Below are 22,142 nucleotides of genomic sequence, written 5' to 3' on the forward strand. Positions count from 1 at the left end.
ACGCCGAGGTGGCCGGAGCGGAGGAAGCGTTGTTCGCCGGGCTGCAGGCAGCCAGGGAAAACATGAGCGAACCGGCAGCGGCAACGCCGAGGAAAGTCTTGATGGATGTACGCATGGGAGTGCTCCTTGGAAATAGCTCAATGGGTGTCCCGTCCCCGCCGCCCTGGTAGGGGCTGACTTTTTCCTGCGGGTCCGGCTTGGTCTGTCAGGAGTACTTCGGCAACACCCGCCCTCCCGGATGGGTCCCCACCGAACCGACACCAACCCGTTACACAACGGGTGCACCGACGTTGATGATCCCCACCGTCGGCACCGCCATGTTGACCGACCCGGAGCCCACGGGCCGGATGCCCCCACGCCGAATGCAGCCCACCAGCGTCCAGTCATGCCGTTTGCGGCGTGGCCGGCCATGGAGGGGTAAGCAGCGCCAGTGCTGCCGGAAATCAAGTGGAGGAGTCACAACCGGCAACAGGCCGACCAACAAAAATGGGCCCGCGCGGGCCCATAAAAGGAGATTTTTACGCATTCAGCGGCCCACAAGCCCCTGAACAGGGAAAACAAGTGCCCGAGGTGGGACTCGAACCGGGTTCCAGCACCTGAGTTTCTGTCGCTGCCCCGAAATCCTCCGCAATTCGGCCCAGTCCGGCAGCAGTACGACCCGATCCGAAGCCCAGGATGTGCACATTGTGCACACCCCCTCTTTTGCCCACTTCAGCGCAACCAGGCTGCTAAAGCGGCAGTCCGCGCGGGGCAGTTGTGGCTTGAACGCGATTTCGCTCCGATTTGAAGAGTAGGCCACCGGAACCGGACCGGGCTCGAACAAGCACAGCACTACGGCGCGGCCCTCATGCTGGAAATCAATGAAGATCACGGCGGCGGGTTCCTCCTTTTCGACATCACCGCCCCCTCCGGCACGGACTGGACAGAAAACGACCTACGCGGGTTTGGCCCGAGGACACCCGGACGTTCTCACTGTCGCCGTCGTATCCGGCGCTCTCCACCACGGTGGTCCAAGGGCATCGGCGCCGGTAACATCCTGGAATTCAGGGCCCCGACAACGTGGCGCATGAACTCTTCGCCCCTGCCTGAGATGTGTTCGACCTGAGGCGTGTTGGATGCGCTGCCCAACCGCGTATCGCTGTGCCGTCGAGCCTTTCGCCAGATGACCTCTGGCCTGATATGTTGCACCGCCCCTTACAGTGAAGTCATGCTGCACTCAACCCGGCAAGGCTCCGGTAAGCCACTCCTCCTGATCCATGGGCTCGGTTCCAGTATTGGTAACTGGAACCCGATAATCCCGGCGCTGGCCGCTGAACGCGATGTCATCGCCGTCGACCTCCCCGGTTGCGGCGAATCCGCGCCGCTAACCGGAGAAACCACCATTGCCACGCTGACCGATGCCGTCGAATCCTTTATCCGCGACGGGGAACTGGGTGACCTTGATCTGGTAGGCAGCTCCATGGGCGCCCGGATGGTGTTGGAAATGGCACGGCGAGGGCACGCTGGCACCACGATCGCACTGGACCCTGGTGGATTCTGGAATGACCGCCAGGCAGCGATCTTTGGAGCAAGCATCAAGGCATCCGTCGCACTGGTGCGCCGTATCCAACCGGCGCTCCCCTTCCTCACGGGCAACCCCGTTGGCCGCACGGCCCTGTTGGCTCAGTTCTCCGCCCACCCATGGAAGCTGCCGCAGGATCTGGTCCTGCATGAACTTCGCGGGTTCAAGACATCGACCAGTCTGGACCCTGCCCTCAACGCGCTGATTCACGGACCCCGCCAGGAAGGCGCACCGGCCGGTTCACTCAAGGGAAAAGTGGTCATTGGATGGGGGCGGAAGGACAAGGTCACCGCTCCCAGTGAGGCGGCGCGGGCCATGGAGCTGTTCCCGGATGCAACGCTCCACTGGTTCGAAAACTGCGGTCACTTCCCGCACTGGGACCAACCAACGGAAGCGGCGCGCCTGATCCTCGATAGCACCGCCTGAGCTGCGGCTGAGCGCCGGGGCGGAGCCATTACGTTTGAGTTGGCTTCCGAAAGGTGGAACCTGCGACGGCTGGGGATGATGCCCCAGTCTCGGGAGTCATCGACGCCGCCGTGCACTAACGAGAGGCTGTCCGAGGATCCTGTTAGCGTTGCAACCATGACGACATATCAGATCACCCTTGGTGCGATCAACCTGGAGGCTCAGAATCCAGCCACGCTTGCCGATTTTTGGGCGTCCGTGACCGGCGCCTTGCCCTCACCGGGCGGCGACAGCGTCTACCTGCCATCTGCGGGTCCCGGAGGGTTCGCAATGTTCTTCCAACCCATGACCCGTCCTCGCCCCGAGCACCAAACGTTCCACCTAGATCTGACCGTGCCCTGGGGGTCGCGACAGGCCGAGGTCAGACGCCTCCTCGACCTGGGTGCCACTTACCAGTGGGACGTCCTTGACGAATTCCCACACGTGCAGTGGACCACTCTTGCTGACCGGGAGGGGAACCTCTTCTGCGTGGCCGAACACCCACCCACAGACCAACAGGGTTTGTGACCCGACCCAAGTCAAGCATCGGGTGTGTGAGAGGCTCCGCCAACGGGGCGCCACGAAAACACCCAAAGACTCTGATCGTCTGCGCGCTCTTAAGCTCCCACAGCTGGATCAATTCGGACTATCCACGGCTGAAGATGGGTGTGCGGTACGGACGCCGTGGCTCGGTTTTTGTCGCTCACCATCGTCACAGCGTGGAGCCAGTTTCAGCTTCCCGTGCAGGGCCAGAAATATTCGACACAACAGGCAAGAAACCGTTCGAGCCGCATCTGCCCACTCTCAACACGACCCGGTACGACAAAGACAGATCCGGAAATCTTGCCATGAACAGTCGTGACCGGAATTAGTGCAAACTAGCCGAGGYGACTCCGCTCGCCCAGCCAGCATCAGGTCATGCAGTTCAAGACCCTCCCCGCCATGAACAGATAACCAGCGACACCGCTGCCCAAACCCAGGAGAAGGCACAGCCACCAACAAAAAAGGCCCCCGAGGGGGTCCATAAGTCAACAGTTTGTCCACACGCAGAGGCCCCACAGCCCCTGCCTAGGGAAAACAAGTGCCCGAGGTGGGACTCGAACCMACACACCTTTCGATACCGCATTTTGAGTGCGGCGCGTCTGCCAATTCCGCCACTCGGGCGCGGAGTACACCGGCTGTCATATTCGCTTGCTCCATGGTGCTGTGAGCAACGCGATCGGTTCCGGTGCGCGAAATTACTCTACATGCAGATAGGCTGAATTCCAGAATCGCGCCAGTGACGCCGCATCGATCCCTACCGGCCCCCAGTACACCCGCGGACGTGCCTCAGATGGTCCAGATCCCGCCGTACCTTTCCAAGGAGTACCCGTGTCAGAACAGACGGAGTCAACCCCCACCTCCCAGCCGGCGCGCCGCGTCGTCGTCGCCGAGGATGAGACCCTCATCCGGCTGGACATCATCGAGATCCTGCGCGGCGAAGGCTACGACGTCGTAGGCGAGGCGGACAACGGCGAGAAGGCCGTCCAGCTCGCGGAAGAGCTCAAGCCCGACCTCGTCCTGATGGACGTCAAGATGCCCGTCATGGACGGCATCTCCGCGGCCGAGAAGATCGTCAAGGCCCGGATCGCCCCCGTGGTGCTGCTGACCGCGTTCAGCCAGAAGGAACTGGTCGAGCGGGCCCGCGACGCCGGTGCCATGGCCTACGTGGTGAAGCCCTTCACCCCGGCCGATCTGATCCCGGCCCTGGAGATCGCGCTGTCCCGGCACGAGGAGATCAAGGCCCTCGAAAGCGAGGTGAGCGACCTGCAGGAGCAGTTCGCCACGCGCAAGCTCGTGGAGCGCGCCAAGAGCCTGCTGACCACCAAGATGGGCCTGACGGAGCCGGAAGCGTTCCGCTGGATCCAGAAGACCTCCATGGACCGCCGCCTCAGCATGCGCGAGGTCGCCGAGACCATCATCAACCAGGTCAACTAGCCCACAGCCGGCACGCAGGAAAACCAAGGGAGGGCCCCGCCGCTGAATGCCAGCGGCGGGGCCCTCCCTTTGGTGTATCTGGAGAAGAACTAGATCTTGGTGTTCTTCTTCTTCTTTTCCGGCCAGGGGCCGAGCTTGTCCTTGGTGACGGCGTTCTCGCCGTGGCTGCCGGCGTCGGCCAGGTCGCCTACCTTGTGGACCTTCAGCATGTTCGTGGAACCGGCCTTTCCGGGAGGCGAACCGGCCGCAATGACCACCATGTCGCCGTCCTCGACGAGATCCATCTCGAGCAGGTTGCGGTCCACCTGGGCGGTCATCTCGTCGGTGTGGCCCACCATCGGGACCAGTACCGGCTGGATGCCCCAGGTCAGCGCGAGCTGGTTCCAGACGTGCTCCACCGGGGTGAAGGCAAAGACCGGGCGGATCGGCCGCAGCCGCGACAGGCGTCGTGCGGAGTCGCCGGACTGGGTGAAGGTACAGATGTACTTTGCTTCCAGCTGGTCGGCGATCTCGACGGCGGCACGGGTGATGGCGCCGCCGCGGGTCTTGGGCTTGGTGCCCAGCGGGGGGACGCGTTCCAGGCCGTGGACCTCGGTGGATTCGATGATCCGGGCCATGGTCTTGACGGTCTCGATCGGGAACTTGCCCACGCTGGTCTCGCCCGAGAGCATGACGGCGTCCGCGCCGTCGAGCACGGCGTTGGCGCAGTCGGAGGCCTCGGCGCGGGTCGGGCGCGGGTTGTCGATCATGGATTCGAGCACCTGGGTGGCCACGATGACGGGCTTGGCCCAGCGGCGGGCCAGTTCGACGGCGCGCTTCTGCACGATCGGCACTTCCTCGAGCGGCAGCTCCACACCGAGGTCGCCACGGGCCACCATGATGGCATCGAAGGCGTCGATGATCTCCGGGAGCTGGTCCACGGCCTGCGGCTTTTCGATCTTGGCGATCACCGGCACGCGGCGGCCTTCTTCGTCCATGATTTCGTGGACGCGCTTGATGTCCGAGGCGTCGCGGACGAAGGAGAGGGCCACCATGTCCACGCCGCGGCGCATGGCCCAGCGGAGGTCGTCCTCGTCCTTTTCGCTCAGCGCGGGCACGTTGACGGCCACGCCGGGCAGGTTGATGCCCTTGTTGTTGGACACGTAGCCGCCGACAACCACCTGGGCGACGACTTTGACGTCGTCCACCTCGATGGCGCGCAGCGCCACCTTGCCGTCGTCGATCAGCAGCGAGTCGCCGGGGTTTACGTCCTCGGTGAGGCTCTTCAGCGTCGTGGAGCAGATGTCCTTGGTGCCCGGGACGTCCTCGGTGGTGATCGTGAAGGTGTCACCGACGGCCAGCAGGTGCGGTCCGTCAACGAAGCGGCCGAGGCGGATCTTCGGGCCCTGCAGGTCGGCCATGATGGCGACGGCCTTGCCGAGCTGGCCGGCGGCCTTGCGGACGTTCTCGTAGGTGTTGTCGTGCACGGAGTAATCTCCGTGGCTCATGTTCATGCGGGCCACGTCGACGCCGGCTTCCAGCACGGCAAGCGTGTTCTCGAAGCTCGCGATCGCCGGTCCGAAGGTGGCCACAATTTTAGCGCGTCTCATATACCTACCCTAGTTGTCTCTTGGTTGTTTTAAGTTGTCGCGGTGATGAACGGCCGGTGCCCGGTCCGGACCCGGCAGGGTCCGGACCGGGTTACAGGACGGCGATCGCCCGGTCGGTCGGCGCAACTGGCGCCGGGAGAATGGTGCTGCCCATCAGGAATTTGTCCACCGCGGCGGCGCAGGCGCGGCCCTCGGCGATTGCCCAGACGATCAGGGACTGACCGCGGCCGGCGTCTCCGGCGACGAAGACCCCTTCCGTGTTGGTCATGTAGTAACCGTCCCGGGCCACGTTCCCGCGGCCGTCGAACTCGGCGTGCACCTGCTCGGTGATCCCGGCGGGTTCGGCGCCGGTGAAGCCCAGGGACAGGAAGACGAGGTCCGCCGGGATGATCCGTTCGGTGCCGGCCTTCGGCAGGCGCAAGCCCCCGACGAATTCAGTCTCGGCCACCTTCACGCCGGTCAGCTTGCCGTTCTCGCCGACAAATTCCACGGTGGAGGCGAGGTAGGTGCGTTCGCCGCCCTCCTCGTGCGCGCTGGCCACCTCGAACAGGGTGGGGAACGTCGGCCAGGGCTGGTGCGCGGCCCGCTCGGCGGACGGCTGCTTGCCGATCGCCAGCGTGGTCACGGACGCTGCCTGGTGCCGGTGTGCGGTGCCGAGGCAGTCCGCGCCGGTGTCGCCGCCGCCGAGGATCACAACGTGCTTGCCGGCGGCGTTGATCTGGTTTTCCACCGTCTCGCCGGCCACCACGCGGTTGGCCGGGACGAGGTAATCCATCGCGAAGTGCACGCCCTCAAGGTCCCGGCCCGGGATGGGCAGGTCCCGCGGCACGGTTGCGCCGGTGGCGACCACGACGGCGTCGTAGCGCCGGCGCAGCTGTTCCCAGGTCACATCGGTGCCGACGGCGACGCCGGTCCGGAAGCGGGTGCCTTCGGCCTTCATCTGGTCCAGGCGGCGGTCCACGTGCTCTTTTTCCATCTTGAAGTCGGGGATGCCGTAGCGGAGCAGGCCGCCGATCTTGTCGTCGCGCTCATAAACGGCGACGGTGTGGCCCACCCGGGTCAGCTGCTGCGCGACGGCGAGCCCGGCGGGGCCGGAACCGACGACGGCGACCGTCTTGCCGGAGAGGCGTGCCGGCGGCAGCGGGTTGACCCAGCCCTTGTCGAAGGCCTGGTCCACGATGGAAACCTCGACCTGCTTGATGGTCACGGCGGGCTGGTTGATGCCCAGCACGCAGGAGGCCTCGCAGGGTGCCGGGCAGAGCCGGCCGGTGAACTCGGGGAAGTTGTTGGTGGCGTGCAGCCGCTCCATCGCTTCCTCGCCCTTGTCCCGCCAGATGAGGTCGTTCCACTCCGGGATGAGGTTGCCCAGCGGGCAGCCCTGGTGGCAGAACGGGACACCGCAGTCCATGCAGCGGCCGGCCTGGCTCTTCAGGACGCCCTTCTCCTGGGCTTCGTAAACCTCTTTCCAGTCCATGATGCGGACCGGGACGGGACGGCGCGGCTGTGTTTCACGCTGGCGTACTTTCAGAAATCCGCGTGGATCAGCCACCGGTCACCTCCAGGATTCGAGACCAAACTTCTTCGCCGTCGGGGTCCAGGCCCTCTTCGATGGCGTCAAGACGGGTTTGCAGCACGGCCGCGTAGTCGCGCGGCAGCACCTTGGTAATGCGGGCCGCGGTGTCGTCGAAGTTCTCGAGCAGCCGGGCCGCGTGCTGCGACTCGGTCTCCTCGAGGTGCTTGACCAGCAGTCCGTGGACGATTTCGCGGTCTTCGGCGTCGAGTTCGCGCAGCTGCAGCTCGCCGGCGTCGAGGGCCTGCTTGTTGACCCTTTCGGTCTGCAGGTCCAGGACGTAGGCGGTGCCGCCGGACATGCCGGCGCCGAAGTTGCGGCCGGTGCGGCCGATGATAAGCGCCTGGCCGCCGGTCATGTACTCGCAGCCGTGGTCGCCGATGCCTTCGACCACCGCGGTGGCGCCGGAGTTGCGCACCATGAAGCGCTCCCCCACCTGCCCGCGCAGGAACAACTCGCCGCTCGTGGCGCCGTATCCGATCACGTTGCCGGCGATCACGTTCCGCTCCGCCGGGAACACGTTGGTGCGGTCCGGGCGGACGATGATGCGGCCGCCGGAAAGACCCTTGCCGACGTAGTCGTTGGAGTCGCCGAACATCCGGAGCGTGATGCCGGCCGGCAGGAACGCGCCGAGCGACTGTCCGGCGGTGCCGGTCAGCGTGATGTCGATCGTGTCGGTGGCGAGCACGTCGGTGCTGAAGGTCTTGGTGACCACGTGGCCGAGCATGGTGCCCACGGACCGGTCCGTGTTGATCACGTCGACGGCGATTTTCACCGGTGTCCGGTCGCTGAGGGCCTCGGCGGCCATCGCGATCAGTCGCTGGTCGAAGTGCTTGTCCAGCTCGTGGTTCTGGCCCGTGAGGTTGCGCAGCGGCGCATCGTCGTCGAACTCCAGTCCGTGCAGGATGGGGTCCAGGTCCAGCCCTTCGGCCTTCCAGTGGCTGATCGCCTCGCGGGTGTCGAGCATTTCGGCGTGGCCGATCGCTTCCTCGAGGCTCCGGAAGCCGAGTTCGGCCAGAATCTCGCGGACTTCCTCGGCGAGGAATTCGAAGAAGTTGACCACGAATTCGGGCTTGCCGGTGAAGCGTGAGCGCAGCTCGGGGTTCTGCGTCGCGACGCCCACCGGACAGGTGTCCAGGTGGCAGACGCGCATCATGATGCAGCCGGAGACCACCAGCGGCGCGGTGGCGAAACCGAACTCCTCGCCGCCGAGCAGCGCGGCGATAACGACGTCGCGGCCGGTCTTGAGCTGACCGTCCACCTGCACCACCACGCGGTCGCGCAGGCCGTTGAGCATCAGGGTCTGCTGGGTCTCGGCGAGGCCGAGTTCCCACGGCACGCCGGCGTGCTTAAGCGAGTTCAGCGGCGAGGCGCCGGTGCCGCCGTCGTGGCCGGAAACCAGCACGACGTCGGCCTTGGCCTTGGTGACGCCGGCCGCGACCGTGCCGATGCCGACCTCGGAGACCAACTTGACGTGCACCCGCGCCGAGGGGTTGGCGCGCTTGGCATCGTAGATCAGCTGCGCGAGGTCCTCGATCGAGTAGATGTCGTGGTGCGGCGGCGGCGAGATGAGCCCGACGCCGGGTGTGGAGTGCCGGGTCCGGGCCACCCAGGGGTAGACCTTCTGGGCCATCAGCTGGCCGCCTTCGCCGGGCTTTGCACCCTGTGCCATCTTGATCTGGATGTCGTCGGCGTTGGTCAGGTAGAGGCTGGTGACGCCGAAGCGGCCCGAGGCGATCTGCTTGACGGCCGAGCGCCGGGTCGGATCCAGGAGCCGGTCCACGTCCTCGCCGCCTTCCCCGGTGTTGGACTTGCCGCCGAGCCGGTTCATCGCGATGGCCAGCGTCTCGTGGGCTTCCTGCGAGATGGAGCCGTAGCTCATGGCGCCGGTGGAGAACCGCTTGACGATGCTGGAGACGGACTCCACTTCCTCGAGCGGGACCGCGGGGCGCAGGCCGGCCTTGAACTTCAGCAGCCCGCGCAGCGTCATCAGGTTCTCGGACTGGTCGTCTACGCCGCGGGTGTAGGCCTTGAAGATGTCGTAGCGGCGTTCACGCGTGGCGTGCTGCAGCCGGAACACCGTCTCGGGGTTGAACAGGTGCGGTTCGCCGTCGCGGCGCCACTGGTACTCGCCGCCGCCCAGCAGGGGCTGGTGCGGCTGTTCGATGCCGTTTTCCGGGTACGCCATCCGGTGCCGCGCAGCGACCTCCGCGGCGATGACGTCGAGGCCGACGCCGCCGAGCTGGGAGTGGGTGCCGGAGAAGTATTCGTCCACCAGGTCCTGGCCGAGGCCGAGGGCTTCAAAGGTCTGGGCGCCGGTGTAGGACGCGACCGTGGAGATGCCCATCTTGGACATGATCTTCAGGACGCCCTTGCCGAGGCCCTTGATCAGGTTGTAGACGCCGTCCTGCGGGGTGACGCCGGTGACGTCTCCGGAACTGATGAGCTGCTCCACGGATTCCATCGCCAGGTACGGGTTCACCGCGGAGGCGCCGTAGCCGATCAGCACGGCGACGTGGTGTGTTTCGCGGACGTCGCCGGCCTCGACCACGAGCGCCGTCTTGGTGCGGTTGGCGCTGCGCAGCAGGTGGTGGTGCACGGCGCTGACCAGCAGCAGGGACGGGATCGGCGCCCACTGGGCGTTGGAGTCGCGGTCCGAGAGCACGACGTACTGGACGCCGCGGTTGATGGCGCCGGAGACCTGCTCGCAGATTTCGGTCAGCCGGGCGCGCAGGGCGTTCTCGCCGCCGTCGGGGCGGTAGAGGCCGCGCACCTTCATGGCGACCCGGTCGCCGTCGGCGTTCTCGATGTTCGCGATCTTGGCGAGCTGGTCGTTGTTGATCACGGGGAACGGCAGCGAGACCTGCGGCTGGCGGACCTGCTTGGTGTCCAGCAGGTTGCCGTTGGGGCCGATCGCGCAGGTCAGGGACGTGACCAGTTCCTCGCGGATGGCGTCCAGCGGCGGGTTGGTGACCTGCGCGAAGGACTGCACGAAGTAGTCGAAGAGCAGCCGGGGCCGCTTGGAGAGCACGGCCACCGGGGTGTCCGACCCCATGGCGCCGAGGGGTTCGGCGCCGGTCCGGGCCATCGGGCCGAGCAGGATCTTCAGTTCCTCGGTGGTGTAGCCGAAGGTGCGCTGGCGGATGTTGACCGAGGCGGCGGTGTGCACCACGTGCTCGCGTTCGGGCAGGTCCTTGAGGTCGATCAGGTTGTCCTTGAGCCACTCGGCCCAGGGGTTGGCCGCGGCGACCTCGGCCTTGACCTCGGCGTCGTCGATGATCCGGCCGGCTTCGGTGTCCACGAGGAACATCTTGCCCGGCGAAACGCGGCCCTTCTTGACCACCTTGGAGGGTTCGACGTCGATCACGCCGACCTCGGAGGCGAAGACGACGAGGCCGTCCTCGGTGATCCAGTACCGTCCCGGGCGCAGCCCGTTGCGGTCCAGGGTGGCGCCGACGAGGTTGCCGTCGGTGAAGGACACGGCGGCGGGACCGTCCCACGGCTCCATCAGCAGCGAGTGGTACTCGTAGAACGCGCGCCGGGCGGGATCCATCGTGGCGTGGTTTTCCCAGGCCTCGGGGATCATCATCATGATCGAGTGCGTGATGGGCCGGCCGGAGAGCCAGAGCAGTTCGGCGACCTCGTCGAAGGAGGCCGAATCCGAGGCGCCCGGGGTGCAGATCGGGTACAGCTCTTCCGGGCTGTCCCCCAGCAGCGGATTGGCAAGCTGCGACTGGCGGGCGCGCATCCAGTTCCGGTTGCCCTTGACCGTGTTGATCTCGCCGTTGTGGGCGATGGTGCGGAACGGCTGGGCCAGCGGCCAGGACGGGAAGGTGTTGGTGGAGAAGCGCGAGTGGACGATCGCAAGCTTGGTCTTGAAGCGCTTGTCCGAGAGGTCCGGGTAGAACGGCTCCAGCTGGGCGGTGGTGAGCATGCCCTTGTAGACGATGGTCCGGGAGGACAGCGAGGGGAAGTACACGCCGTACTTGTTTTGGGCGCGCTTGCGGATCCGCCAGGCCCGGGAGTCGAGTTCGTTGCGGGAGAGCGTCTCGCCGGTGCTGGAAGCGAAGAAGGGCTGCGCGAAGTACGGCATGCAGGCCCGGGCCATGGCTCCGACGAGGTCGGCCACGATCGGGACTTCACGCCAGCCCAGGACGGTGAGGCCTTCGTCGGCCGCGAGACCCTCAATGCCTGCCTTGGCGGCATCGGATTCGCGCTGTTCGGCCGGCAGGAACGCGGTGCCCACAACGTACTGCCCGGCGGCGGGGAGTTCGAAGTCGGTAACTGCACGGAAGAACTCGTCCGGGACCTGCATGAGGAGGCCGGCGCCGTCGCCGGTTCCTTCATCGGCGCCGACGGCACCGCGGTGCTCAAGGTTGCGCAGGGCGGTCAGGGCGGCATCGACGATGTCGTAGCCAGGCTCGCCGCGCAGGGTGGCGATGATGGCCAGCCCGCAGGCGTCCTTCTCCTGCTCCGGGTTGTAAAGCCCGGCAGCTTCGGGCAGCGCCGCAAAACGCTTGAACGGTGAGACCGCCGTAGTGGGCTGTTCCGGACCGGACCAGCTGGGGCTATGCAGGGTTTGGGTCATGGGAGACGTCCTTCCTCCTGATCGTGCGTATGGGAGGGACAACATTGGCCCGAATCGGTGCGCCGGTGTGACGGGCACAACAACGTGATTTTCCTACTCGAATTGTAGGCCAGCGCCGCTTGCTGTACGAACAGTTACGCGGGCCGCCGACCTGGGTTTGCATAGCGCGCAGCTGTCTGCTGCCTGCTCAATCGTACAAACCCTGTCGCCACGACGCTGTGGACTCGGACCCAGCCGGCGATCGCCCTGCAGCCCGATTGCCGGAGCTGAGTTACTTGGTGCTGTCAGCGTCCGGTGCGGTCCCGGTGGCCCGGCGGCCGGATACTCCGGTTGCCGGTTCTCCGGTGGCGGGCATGGTGCCGCCGGTGGATTCTCCGGCCGCCGCAGCTGAGGCTGAGGCGCGGTCCGGACCGCTCTGGTTCTCCCGGAGATTATCACGCGATTCAGTATCTGAGACAGCAGAGTCCGAATGGCGGATGGTTCCGCGGTCGGCCGGGACCGTCGCCGGCTCCCGGGGTTCGCCGGGTTCCGCCGCCGGCTCGGGCCCGACGGCGGCGTCGGCGGTGTCGTCGTCAGCCGTCTTGTCGGCTTCTTCGTCGGCGGCGTCCCTCTCGTGGCCTGTCGTCTCGTGGTCTGTCGTCTCGTGGTCTGTCGTCTCGACGCCGGCCGTCTCGTCCTCGGCGTCCCCGGCAAGCGCCGCGGACTCGGGCTCGCGTCCCGGCAGGTACGGGGTGTCCGGCACGTCGCGCTTGCGCAGTCCGAGGACGATGAAGACCACCAGGGCGGCGAGCAGGACGAAGATGCTGGTCCAGACATTGAGCCGGGTGGTGATGCCGAAGAGGTTGATCTGTTCGGCGTCGTCGATCCGCATGGCCTCGATCCAGACGCGGCCCAGCGTGTAGTAGATGGCGTAGAGCCAGAACAGCCGGCCGCGGCGGAACGCGAACTTGCGGTCCAACGCGAGCAGCAGCGCCACTCCGACGAGGTTCCACACGGATTCGTAGAGGAAGGTCGGGTGGAACAGCGTGTCGGCGGGCATCCCGGCCGGGAAGTTGGGGCTGTCGGCGTCGACCTGGAGGCCCCACGGCAGGGTGGTCGGGCCGCCGAAGAGCTCCTGGTTGAAGTAGTTGCCCCAGCGGCCGATCGCCTGGGCGAGCAGCAGGCCGGGCGCCGCGGCGTCAACGAAGGCGCTGAGCTTGACTCCGGCCCGGCGGCAGCCGATCCAGGCGCCGACGGCACCCAGCACCACGGCACCCCAGATGCCGAGTCCGCCGCGCTGGATCTGCGGGATCAGGGACAGGTCGCCGGTGCCGTCGAAGCCCGGGCCGAAATAGGCGTCCGGCGAGGACACCACGTGATAGAGCCGGCCGCCGATGATGCCGAAGGGGATCGCCCAGATGGCAATGTCCCAGACGCTGCCCTCGGGCGCACCGCGGCGCGCCCAGCGCACCGACGTCAGCCAGAGGCCGGCGATGATGCCGGCCAGGATGCACAGCGCGTAGGCGTGGATGCGCAGGGACCCCCAGGGCAGCGGGATATCGAAGCCGGACCAGTCCGGGCTCGGAATGCTCGCGGGAACCATCGCTGCCGCGTGGAGGACTGACTGCATTGCTTACGCTTCTTCCTTGGTGAGGCCGGTGCTGAGCTCTTTCGTCAAGGACGCTACAGCATCGACGCCGCCCTCACCGATCGCCGCGACGAGGGCCGTGCCGACGATTACTCCGTCCGCGTAGGCGGCGATTTCGCGGACGTGGCCCGCGTTGGAGACGCCCAGGCCGACGCAGACGCGCTCGGCGCCCGCCGCGCGCGCTGCGGCGACGACGTCCTTGGCAGCGGAGCTGACCGAGGTGCGGGCGCCGGTGACGCCCATGATGGAGACGGCGTAGACGAAGCCGCGGCTTGCGTCGACCGTGCGCTTCATCCGTTCCGGCGAGGAGGACGGCGCCACGAGGAACACCCGGTCCAGGCCGTACCTGTCCGAGGCGGCCATCCATTCCGCCGCCTCGTCCGGGATCAGGTCCGGCGTGATCAGCCCGGCTCCCCCGGCGTCCGCCAGGCGGCGGGAGAACTCGTCCACGCCCATCCGGACCACGGGGTTCCAGTAGGTCATGACCAGGACGGCCGCGTCGGTCTTGCTCGTGATGCCGCGCACGACGTCGAACACCTGGCCGACGTGGAAGCCCTTGGCGAGGGCCTCCGTGGTGGCGGCCTGGATGACCTGGCCGTCCATCACCGGATCCGAATACGGGATGCCGATTTCGATCAGGTCGGCGCCGTTTTCGGCCAGGGCGATGCCCGCGGCGATGGTGTCCTCGACGCTCGGGTAGCCAGCGGGCAGGTAGCCGATGAGGGCGGCACGGCCCTGGGCCCGGGCGCGTTCGATGGCCGCCGCGGACTTGCTGGCGGGCTGCTGCTTGCCTTCTGCGCTGTTTTCGGCGGTGCTCACAGCTGCTCCCCCTCCTGGGCGATCTCGTGTTCGGGTGAATCCTTGTCCAGCAGGTCGAACCATTCCGCGGCGGTGGCCACGTCCTTGTCGCCGCGGCCGGAGAGATTCACGAGGACGATCTTTTCTGACGCATCGCCAGCCTCCGCGGCGAGCCGCTGGCCGATCTTGATCGCGCCGGCCAGGGCGTGCGCGGACTCGATGGCCGGGATGATGCCCTCGGTCCGGCAAAGCAGCCGGAAGGCCTCCATGGCTTCGCTGTCCGTGATGGGCTCGTAGCTGACCCGGCCGATGTCGGCGAGGTAGGAGTGCTCGGGTCCGACGCCCGGGTAGTCCAGGCCAGCCGAGATGGAGTGCGACTCGATGGTCTGGCCGTCGTCGTCCTGCATGAGGTAGGACCGGGCGCCATGCAGCACGCCGGGCTTGCCCAGCGTGATGGTGGCCGCGTGGCGACCCGTTTCGACGCCTTCGCCGCCGGCTTCGAAGCCGTAGATCTTCACCGAGGGGTCATCCAGGAAGCCGTGGAAGATGCCGATGGCGTTGGAGCCGCCGCCGATGCAGGCGCAGACGGCGTCCGGCAGCCGGCCGGTCTGTTCCAGGATCTGGGCGCGGGCCTCCTCGCCGATGACCTCGTGGAAGTACCGGACCATGGCCGGGAACGGGTGCGCCCCGGCCGCGGTTCCGAGCAGGTAGTGCGTATTGTCCACGTTCGCGACCCAGTCGCGGAGGGCCTCGTTGATGGCGTCCTTGAGCGTCTGCGATCCGTTGGTCACCGGGATGACGGTGGCCCCGAGCAGCTCCATCCGGGCCACGTTGAGGGCCTGCCGGCGGCAGTCCTCGGCGCCCATGTAGACCACGCACTCCAGGCCCAGCAGGGCGGCGGCGGTGGCACTGGCCACGCCGTGCTGGCCGGCTCCGGTCTCGGCGATCACACGGGTCTTGCCCATCCGCTTGGCCAACAGCGCCTGGCCCAGCACGTTGTTGATCTTGTGCGAGCCGGTGTGGTTCAGGTCCTCGCGCTTGAGGAAGATGCGGACTCCCCCGGCGTGCTCGGCGAAGCGCTTGGCTTCGGTGAGCAGCGAGGGACGGCCGGAGTAGTTCTTGTTCAGCTCCGCGATCTGGGCGGTGAACTCCGGATCAGCCTTGGCCTTCTCGAAGGTATCCTCGAGTTCGTCCAGGGCGGCGATGAGGGATTCGGGCATCCAGCGGCCGCCGTACGAGCCGAAGTAGGGTCCGGGGGCGTGGCGCAGGGAGGGTGCACCCTGCGGTCCGTCCTCGTCCGGGCGCTTGCCCTCCAGGAACGCATCCACGGGGCTTTCATCTGAGCCGGCTGTTGGCGCATCGACCATCAGTCTCACCATCCTGTTCCACTGCTAACTAGATCTTCGGTGCCGCACGGAAGCACCGCGGGGTCCGGCCGGGGGCCGGGCCGGACCGCGGGTCAGGAGCGTGCGGCGATTTCTTCGGCGCCGGCGGCCATGAATTCGGCGATCCGCTCGCGCGGGGTCGCATGGCTGACCAGCGCCTCGCCCACCAGGACCGCATTGGCGCCGTTTGCCGCGTAGTGCCGGACGTCATCCACGCCGCGGACACCGGATTCGCCGACCACGAGCGCGCCGGCGGGGATGCCGGCGGCGAGATCCGCAAAGACGGAGCGGTCGACGTCGAGCGTCTTGAGATTGCGGACGTTGACTCCGATGATTCTCGCGCCCGCGGCAACGGCTCGTTCAACTTCGCCGGGCGTGTGGGTCTCCACGAGCACGTTCATGCCCAGCTCACGGCTGAGCGCACTGTACTCGCCCAGCTGCGCATCGGTCAGCGCGGCGACGATCAGCAGGATCAGGTCGGCTCCGTGGGCACGGGCCTCCCAGATCTGGTACTCGTCGACCATGAAGTCCTTGCGCAGCAACGGGATGTCCACGGCCGCCCGGACGGCGTCCAGGTCGGCGAGGGAGCCGTTGAAGCGCCGCTGTTCGGTGAGGACGCTGATCACGGCGGCGCCGCCGTCGGCGTACTGCACGGCGAGCGAGGCCGGGTCCGCAATGCTCGCGAGATCGCCCTTGGAGGGGCTGCGCCGCTTGATCTCGGCAATCACCTTGAGCTGGGTCCGGTCCGAGGGCCCGCCCAGGGCGGCCCAGGCGTCACGCGCCGGGGCGGCCGCCGCGGCACGCTCCTTCAGCTCGGCGAGCGTGACGAGGCGCTGGCGGGCCTCCATATCCTCCCTGACACCGGCATTGATGTCATCGAGAACAGTCACTCTTAGTGGCCGGAGTTCTTCAGCTTGCTGCCGCCGACGCCATAACCGGCTTTGCGCATCACGAAGCCCACCACGAGGCCGATCAGCATGACGACCGCACCGGCGACGAAGATCGGGGTGTTGGCGATGACGAACGCGATGGCCGCGATGAGGGCGCCGACCAGCATGATGATCACGGTGGTCCAGGCCGCCGGGCTGTTGCCGTGGCCGGTCGGCTCGCTGTGGTCGACGCCGTCGTAGATGCCGGTGCCGGCAGCGGGCTGGGATGCGGAAACAGGGGCTTTGCTCATGGAAATCTCCTCAGGATCAATACTGCTTACATTCTGCCATTTATTGACAGTGGTGTTTGCCGCGTTACCGGCCGCGCTGCGGGGTGCGGGCTCAGGTGGGGTCGTCGCCGCGGGAGAGCCGGTCCCAGCTGTCGATCTCATCGGCCGGCTGCGCGGGGTCCGAAGCGCCTGCGCTGGCGGCGGCGTCGTACTTCGTGCGGCTCTTCCAGTACCGTCCGGCAGGGACGATGGCGAGGGCGCCGAGGCCCAGCAGCGACCCGGCGACGACGGCGAGGACGGGGAATGCGGTGAGGGCCACCTGGACGTTGCTGCCGCTGATGCCGGTGGCGGCGGCGATGGAACCCTGCGCCGCGGCCAGCGGGTCGGCCAGCACGGTTGCCGCCGCGGCAACGATCCCTGCGGCGGCGAGCAGGATGATTGCCGTGATGACCCAGCGGGCGATGCGCCCGGCAATGGAGGCGGCGAGGCCTCCCGCGAGGGCGACGAGGGCGAGGGCCGTCACCGTGGTGGCGGCCTTGCTGCCCTGGACCTGCAGGCCGTTCTGGCTGCTAACGCCCTGACCCAGCTGGCTGGGGTCCAGCTGCACGGTCAGCCAGGTCTGCGTGGTGGTGCCGAAGACCGCCAGCGCAAGTGCGGCAATCACCAGCACCAGGGTGGATTTCCGGGCCCAGCGCGGGACGGCCGGGCTGGTGCTCTTGACCATGGCGGGGCCGGTCATGGCTGCTCCGTCCCGGCACTGGGCACGGTGTCGGCCGTGATGTTGCGCAGCGACTGGGCCGTGTGGACGGCCCGCATCGGGGCGGCGGCCTTGTTGATGGTTTCGATCGCCTCGGTGGCGTTGACTGAATCGGCCACGATCCCGCCGCCGGCCTGCACGTAGGCGCGGCCTTCGCGGAGCAGGGCGGAACGGATGGCGATCGCCATGTCCATGTCGCCGGCGAAGTCGAGGTAGCCCACCACACCGCCGTAGATGCCGCGGCGGTGCGGCTCCAGCTCGTCCAGGAGCCGCAGCGCACGGGGTTTGGGCGCTCCGGACAGGGTGCCGGCCGGGAAGGTGGCCTTCAGCACGTCGTAGGCCGTCGCGGTCGGGGCGAGCCTGCCCACCACAGTGGACACCAGGTGCATGATGTGGCTGAACCGCTCCACCTCCATGAACTGCGTGACGTCCACGGTTCCGGCCACGCAGACCTTGGAGAGGTCGTTGCGGGACAGGTCCACCAGCATGAGGTGTTCGGCGCGTTCCTTCTGGTCCGCGAGCAGCTCCTCGGCGAAGGCCTTGTCCGCTTCAACCGTCTTGCCACGCGGCCGGGACCCGGCGATCGGGTGCGTGATGACTTCCTCCCCGGTGACTGTCACGAGGGCCTCCGGGGAGGAGCCCACGATCGAGTACTGGCGGCCGGCGGCGTCCTCGAGGCTGAAGATGTACATGTACGGGCTGGGGTTGGTGTTGCGCAGGACCCGGTAGACGTCCAGCGGATCGGCTCCGCACTCCATTTCGAAGCGGCGCGAAATCACCACCTGGAACACTTCGCCGTCGACGATCGCTTCCTTGCCACGGTCCAGGGCGGCCAGGTAATCGTTTTCATCCCAGCGCTCCTGCACGCTCGAGGCGAAGTCCAGGGCTGCGGGCTGGAGTACGGAGACGGGCTGCTCCGTCGGGGTGCTGATCTTTGCCAGCAGGTCCTTCACCCGGGCGACGGCGTCGTGCCAGGCCTCGTCGACGCGTTCGGAGCTGTTGTCGAAATTGATCGCGTTGGCGATCAGCAGCACCGTGCCGTCCATGTTGTCGTGCACGGCCATGTCCGTCACGAGGTTCAGCGCCATTTCCGGAAGCTGCAGGTCGTCTTCCGGCGGGCTGGTGAGCTTTTCCCAGTGCCGGACGGTTTCCCAGCCGAGGAAGCCGACGAGGCCGGAGGTAAAGGGCGGCAGTCCTTCGAAACGTTCGGTGTGCAGGGCACGGACGGTGTCCCGGATGGCATCGACCGGGCTGCCGTCCAGCGGCACGCCGACGGGCGGCTCGCCGAGCCAGTGCGCCTGCCCGTCCTTGGTGGTCAGCGTGGCACGGGACCGCGCGCCGATGAAGGAGTAACGGGACCAGGCGCCGCCCACTGCGGCGGACTCCAGCAGGAACGTCCCGGGCTGGCCCTGGGCGAGCTTGCGGTACAGCCCGATCGGCGTTTCGGCGTCAGCCAGCACCTTGAGCCGGACGGGGATGACACGGCTGTGGCCGGCGAGTTCCCGGAACTCGTCCAGGCTGGGGCTGATGATTCCAAGGTCCTGCATGGCTGCGTTTTTCCGCCTGTTCTCTTGGTCTAAAGCTTGCGAGGTGCCCGCGGCCTGCGCCGCGGTGCGCCGGTCAGTCGGCCTGGCCGACGACGGCGTCCAGCGCCCGTCCGTCGAAGCAGGTCCGGGTCCCGGTGTGGCAGGCGGCGCCGACCTGGTCGACCCGGACCAGCAGGGCGTCGCCGTCGCAGTCCAGAGCGAGCGACTTGACCCACTGCACGTGGCCGGAAGTGTCGCCCTTGCGCCAGTACTCCTGCCGGGAGCGGGAGTAGAAGGTGACCCGCCCGCTGGTCATCGTGCGGTGCAGCGCCTCGTCGTCCATCCAGCCCAGCATGAGCACCTCGCTGGTGTCGAACTGCTGGACGATCGCGGCCACCAGGCCGGCGCTGTCCCGCTTGAGAGACGCCGCGAGACCCGCGGGGAGCGGGCCGGCGTCGTGCGCCGAATCGGGGACGGCAGAACCCGGCGCGGCGGAAACCGGGACGGAATTTTCCGGGGCGTTTAGCTGGTCGTCGACCGGGACGGGGGCGGGGGCGGGCTGCTCAGACATCAGCTCAAGTCTAGTGCCTCCGCGCCCGCCGCTGCCCGGCGTTGCGGGCACCGCGCTTAACATCGCCGCCGAAAGCGCGTTGCGGCCGAAACCACGGCGCTTCCTGTGCCCAGAGGCGCGCCTCTCGTGCTAGTTTCACAAGTGATGCATTTCGTCGAACCGTCCCGAGAAGTTCTGGCCGAAACCCTGCTGGCGGCCGGTCCTGACTCCCCCACGCTCTGCAAGGGCTGGCAAACCCGTGATCTTGCAGCCCACCTCTACCTGCGGGAGCGCAAAGCCCGTGTTGGCCTGGGGCTCCTGATCAAACGGCTGTCCAAGGCCTCGGATGAGGCCACGGCCGAGCTCGCCGCCACGGTCCGGACCCCGGAAGCCTACGCGAAGCTGGTCAACACCTTCCGCGCCGGGCCGCCCGCCCTATCCCCCATGCGGATCAAGGCCCTGGACGAAAGCTCCAACCTGATCGAGTACTTCGTGCACACGGAGGATGTCCGCCGGGCGGTGGACCGCTGGGCGCCCCGGGCCCTGGACGAGGCTTACTCGGACGCACTCTGGGATGAACTGATCAAGCGCGCCGCCATCCTGTACCGCGGCGTGGACCTCGGCATCGTGCTGGTGCGCCCATCCGGGCCGCGGCATGTTGCCAAGCGGGCCCCCGTCTCGGTCGCGATCGTGGGCGAACCGGGTGAGCTCCTGATGCACGCGCATGGCCGGACCCGGCACGCGCTGGTGACCTTCGAGGGCCAGCCGGACGCCGTCGCGCTGCTGCAGTCCGCCGAAGTCGGACTCTAAGCTCGCGCTTAACCAAGCAACGCGGGGTCACATCGCGCCCATATTCCCCTTCGGGATGGGCGCAATGTGACCCCGCGTTGCCTTAATCAGGCTGGGGGTTAGCGGACTTCGAAGCCTGCCTCGCGGATGGCGGCTTTGACCTGGGCGATCATGTCGAGCGGCCCGAAGTGGAACACCGAGGCAGCGAGCACGGCGTCCGCGCCCGCAGCTACGGCCGGCGGGAAGTGCTCGGGCCTGCCGGCGCCGCCCGAGGCGATCAACGGCACCTTCACGCTGGCGCGGGCCAGGCGGATCAGTTCCAGGTCGAAGCCGTCCTTGGTGCCGTCGGCGTCGATCGAGTTGAGCAGGATCTCGCCGACGCCGCGGTCGGCGGCCTCGCGGGCCCAGGCGAGGGCGTCGATGCCTGTGCCCTGGCGGCCGCCGTGCGTGGTGACCTCGAACCCGGACGGTGTCGGCTGCGAGCCGGGACGGGTGCGCCGCGCGTCGAGGGAAAGCACCAGCACCTGCGAGCCGAAGTGCCGGGTAATCTCGTCGATCACCCCGGGCCGGGCCACGGCCGCGGTGTTGATGGCCGCCTTGTCCGCCCCGTAGCGCAGCAACTTGTCCACCTCGGCCACGCCGCGGACGCCGCCGCCTACGGTCAGCGGGATGAAGACTTCCTCCGCGGTGCGCCGGACGACGTCGAAGGTGGTTTCGCGGTTGCCGGAGGACGCGGTGACGTCCAGGAAGGTCAGCTCGTCGGCGCCGCCGTTGTCGTAGCGGTGCGCGAGCTCCACCGGGTCGCCGGCGTCGCGCAGGCCCTCGAAATTGATCCCCTTAACCACCCGGCCGGCGTCGACGTCCAGGCACGGGATGACACGGACGGCTACGGACATGGCTGCTCCTGAACTGGGCTCACAAATGATGGGCTCACGGATGATGGCTTCACGGACGGGCCGCGCTAGATCCGGCAGGCGTGGATGCTGCTGACCAGGATGGCGCGGGCCCCGAGGTCATAGAGTTCGTCCATGATCCGGTTGGTGTCCTTCTTCGGCACCATCGAGCGGACGGCCACCCACTCCGAGTCGCGCAGCGGCGAGACGGTGGGCGATTCCAGTCCGGGCGTCAAGGCCGCGGCCTGCTCCACGAGTTCCTTGCGGATGTCGTAGTCCATCAGCACGTACTGCCGGGCCACGAGCACACCCTGGAGGCGGCGGATCAGCACTTCGGTGGCCGGGTTCTGCTCGCCCTTGCGGCCGATCAGGACCGACTCGGAGTTCAGGATCGGCTCGCCGAAGATTTCCATGCCGGCGGCTTTGAGCGTGGTGCCGGTTTCGACGACGTCGGCGATCGCGTCCGCGACGCCGAGCCGGACGGAGGATTCGACGGCGCCGTCGAGCCGGACGACCTTGGCGTTGATGCCGCGCTGGGCGAGGTAGCCGCGGAGCAGCCCGTCGTAGCTGGTGGCAAGGCGCTTGCCTTCGAGCTGGTCGATGGCGGTGAAATCCCCCACCGGGCCGGCGAAGCGGAAGGTGGAGGCCGCAAAGCCCAGCGGCAGCAGCTCTTCGGCTTCAACCTCGGCGTCGAGCAGCAGGTCGCGGCCCGTGATGCCGACGTCCAGGGTGCCTTGGCCGACGTACACGGCGATGTCACGGGGGCGGAGGAAGAAGAATTCAATGTCGTTGTCCGGGTCCACCATGACCAATTCGCGGCTGTCGCGGCGCTGGCGGTAGCCTGCCTCGGCAAGCATGGCGGAGGCGGCTTCGGACAGGGATCCCTTGTTCGGGACGGCAACTCTCAGCATGGGAAGTTCTTTCTGGTT

General features: G+C 67.4%; 17 protein-coding genes and 1 tRNA gene. 4 read left to right on the forward strand and 14 right to left on the reverse strand.

Annotated features, from left to right (window positions below; genetic code table 11):
• Nucleotides 1-1,207: 1,207 nt before the first annotated feature.
• Both AC1DGE_RS10060 and AC1DGE_RS10065 read left to right on the forward strand, forming a co-directional pair.
• On the forward strand, nt 1,208-1,987 hold the full coding sequence (locus AC1DGE_RS10060; protein WP_476917402.1) for an alpha/beta fold hydrolase: 780 nt from the start codon (nt 1,208-1,210) through the stop codon (nt 1,985-1,987).
• Between the two features lie 156 nt (nt 1,988-2,143).
• On the forward strand, nt 2,144-2,533 hold the full coding sequence (locus AC1DGE_RS10065) for a VOC family protein (protein ID WP_476917403.1): 390 nt from the start codon (nt 2,144-2,146) through the stop codon (nt 2,531-2,533).
• A gap of 554 nt (nt 2,534-3,087) precedes the next feature.
• Here AC1DGE_RS10065 and AC1DGE_RS10070 read toward each other — a convergent pair.
• A tRNA-Leu gene (locus AC1DGE_RS10070) sits at nt 3,088-3,169 on the reverse strand.
• Nucleotides 3,170-3,376: 207 nt separating this feature from the next.
• Here AC1DGE_RS10070 and AC1DGE_RS10075 point away from each other — a divergent pair.
• Complete coding sequence (locus tag AC1DGE_RS10075) at nt 3,377-3,982, forward strand: ANTAR domain-containing response regulator (RefSeq protein ID WP_056739732.1); 606 nt, start codon at nt 3,377-3,379, stop codon at nt 3,980-3,982.
• A gap of 89 nt (nt 3,983-4,071) precedes the next feature.
• Here AC1DGE_RS10075 and pyk read toward each other — a convergent pair whose 3' ends face one another.
• From pyk to hisI, 11 genes are all read right to left on the reverse strand, one after another.
• Nucleotides 4,072-5,571 (reverse strand): pyruvate kinase, encoded by a 1,500-nt coding sequence (gene pyk, locus AC1DGE_RS10080; RefSeq protein WP_476892686.1) that lies wholly within the window; start codon nt 5,569-5,571, stop codon nt 4,072-4,074.
• 91 nt (nt 5,572-5,662) lie between these two features.
• Nucleotides 5,663-7,120, reverse strand: a complete 1,458-nt coding sequence (locus AC1DGE_RS10085; RefSeq protein ID WP_476909553.1) for a glutamate synthase subunit beta — start codon at nt 7,118-7,120, stop codon at nt 5,663-5,665.
• On the reverse strand, nt 7,113-11,729 hold the full coding sequence (gltB, locus tag AC1DGE_RS10090; protein WP_476909552.1) for a glutamate synthase large subunit: 4,617 nt from the start codon (nt 11,727-11,729) through the stop codon (nt 7,113-7,115). Before gltB ends, AC1DGE_RS10085 begins: the two co-directional genes overlap by 8 nt.
• Nucleotides 11,730-12,000: 271 nt before the next feature.
• Complete coding sequence (gene lgt, locus AC1DGE_RS10095; RefSeq protein WP_476892688.1) at nt 12,001-13,338, reverse strand: prolipoprotein diacylglyceryl transferase; 1,338 nt, start codon at nt 13,336-13,338, stop codon at nt 12,001-12,003.
• A 3-nt stretch (nt 13,339-13,341) separates the two neighbouring features.
• Entirely contained in the window at nt 13,342-14,175 is an 834-nt protein-coding gene (gene trpA / locus AC1DGE_RS10100; RefSeq protein WP_476909551.1) for a tryptophan synthase subunit alpha, read from the reverse strand.
• Complete coding sequence (gene trpB, locus AC1DGE_RS10105) at nt 14,172-15,521, reverse strand: tryptophan synthase subunit beta (RefSeq protein WP_441418782.1); 1,350 nt, start codon at nt 15,519-15,521, stop codon at nt 14,172-14,174. Before trpB ends, trpA begins: the two co-directional genes overlap by 4 nt.
• A gap of 92 nt (nt 15,522-15,613) precedes the next feature.
• Entirely contained in the window at nt 15,614-16,429 is an 816-nt protein-coding gene (gene trpC / locus AC1DGE_RS10110; RefSeq protein WP_476892690.1) for an indole-3-glycerol phosphate synthase TrpC, read from the reverse strand.
• Nucleotides 16,430-16,431: 2 nt separating this feature from the next.
• Nucleotides 16,432-16,719 carry an HGxxPAAW family protein gene (locus AC1DGE_RS10115; protein ID WP_441418784.1) on the reverse strand — a complete coding sequence of 96 codons (288 nt, stop codon included), beginning with the start codon at nt 16,717-16,719 and terminating at the stop codon, nt 16,432-16,434.
• A gap of 91 nt (nt 16,720-16,810) precedes the next feature.
• Nucleotides 16,811-17,437, reverse strand: a complete 627-nt coding sequence (locus tag AC1DGE_RS10120) for a Trp biosynthesis-associated membrane protein (RefSeq protein WP_476909550.1) — start codon at nt 17,435-17,437, stop codon at nt 16,811-16,813.
• Entirely contained in the window at nt 17,434-19,002 is a 1,569-nt protein-coding gene (locus tag AC1DGE_RS10125) for an anthranilate synthase component I (protein WP_476892692.1), read from the reverse strand. The genes AC1DGE_RS10120 and AC1DGE_RS10125 overlap by 4 nt, the downstream gene beginning before the upstream one ends.
• A 73-nt stretch (nt 19,003-19,075) precedes the next feature.
• On the reverse strand, nt 19,076-19,552 hold the full coding sequence (gene hisI / locus AC1DGE_RS10130; protein WP_476909549.1) for a phosphoribosyl-AMP cyclohydrolase: 477 nt from the start codon (nt 19,550-19,552) through the stop codon (nt 19,076-19,078).
• Nucleotides 19,553-19,696: 144 nt separating this feature from the next.
• Between hisI and AC1DGE_RS10135 the strand changes: the two genes are divergently transcribed.
• Nucleotides 19,697-20,341 (forward strand): TIGR03085 family metal-binding protein, encoded by a 645-nt coding sequence (locus AC1DGE_RS10135; protein WP_175321717.1) that lies wholly within the window; start codon nt 19,697-19,699, stop codon nt 20,339-20,341.
• A gap of 98 nt (nt 20,342-20,439) precedes the next feature.
• Here AC1DGE_RS10135 and hisF read toward each other — a convergent pair whose 3' ends face one another.
• Together hisF and hisG are read right to left on the reverse strand one after the other, a co-directional pair.
• Complete coding sequence (gene hisF, locus AC1DGE_RS10140) at nt 20,440-21,216, reverse strand: imidazole glycerol phosphate synthase subunit HisF (RefSeq protein WP_476917404.1); 777 nt, start codon at nt 21,214-21,216, stop codon at nt 20,440-20,442.
• A 65-nt stretch (nt 21,217-21,281) separates the two neighbouring features.
• The gene (gene hisG / locus AC1DGE_RS10145; protein WP_476909548.1) at nt 21,282-22,124 is read right to left on the reverse strand and encodes an ATP phosphoribosyltransferase; all 843 of its coding nucleotides are present in this window, start codon (nt 22,122-22,124) and stop codon (nt 21,282-21,284) included.
• Between the last annotated feature and the right edge of the window lie 18 nt (nt 22,125-22,142).

The organism is Arthrobacter sp. 05N425 (assembly GCF_056397125.1).

Bases quoted from the DNA above. Each gene is read 5' to 3' on its own strand.
- gltB (WP_476909552.1), bottom strand. From the start codon at position 11,729: ATGACCCAAACCCTGCATAGCCCCAGCTGGTCCGGTCCGGAACAGCCC.
- lgt (WP_476892688.1), bottom strand. From the start codon at position 13,338: ATGCAGTCAGTCCTCCACGCGGCAGCGATGGTTCCCGCGAGCATTCCG.
- AC1DGE_RS10120 (WP_476909550.1), bottom strand. From the start codon at position 17,437: ATGACCGGCCCCGCCATGGTCAAGAGCACCAGCCCGGCCGTCCCGCGC.
- AC1DGE_RS10115 (WP_441418784.1), bottom strand. From the start codon at position 16,719: ATGAGCAAAGCCCCTGTTTCCGCATCCCAGCCCGCTGCCGGCACCGGC.
- AC1DGE_RS10135 (WP_175321717.1), top strand. From the start codon at position 19,697: ATGCATTTCGTCGAACCGTCCCGAGAAGTTCTGGCCGAAACCCTGCTG.
- pyk (WP_476892686.1), bottom strand. From the start codon at position 5,571: ATGAGACGCGCTAAAATTGTGGCCACCTTCGGACCGGCGATCGCGAGC.
- hisG (WP_476909548.1), bottom strand. From the start codon at position 22,124: ATGCTGAGAGTTGCCGTCCCGAACAAGGGATCCCTGTCCGAAGCCGCC.
- AC1DGE_RS10060 (WP_476917402.1), top strand. From the start codon at position 1,208: ATGCTGCACTCAACCCGGCAAGGCTCCGGTAAGCCACTCCTCCTGATC.
- hisF (WP_476917404.1), bottom strand. From the start codon at position 21,216: ATGTCCGTAGCCGTCCGTGTCATCCCGTGCCTGGACGTCGACGCCGGC.
- trpB (WP_441418782.1), bottom strand. From the start codon at position 15,521: ATGGTCGATGCGCCAACAGCCGGCTCAGATGAAAGCCCCGTGGATGCG.
- AC1DGE_RS10065 (WP_476917403.1), top strand. From the start codon at position 2,144: ATGACGACATATCAGATCACCCTTGGTGCGATCAACCTGGAGGCTCAG.
- AC1DGE_RS10125 (WP_476892692.1), bottom strand. From the start codon at position 19,002: ATGCAGGACCTTGGAATCATCAGCCCCAGCCTGGACGAGTTCCGGGAA.
- hisI (WP_476909549.1), bottom strand. From the start codon at position 19,552: ATGTCTGAGCAGCCCGCCCCCGCCCCCGTCCCGGTCGACGACCAGCTA.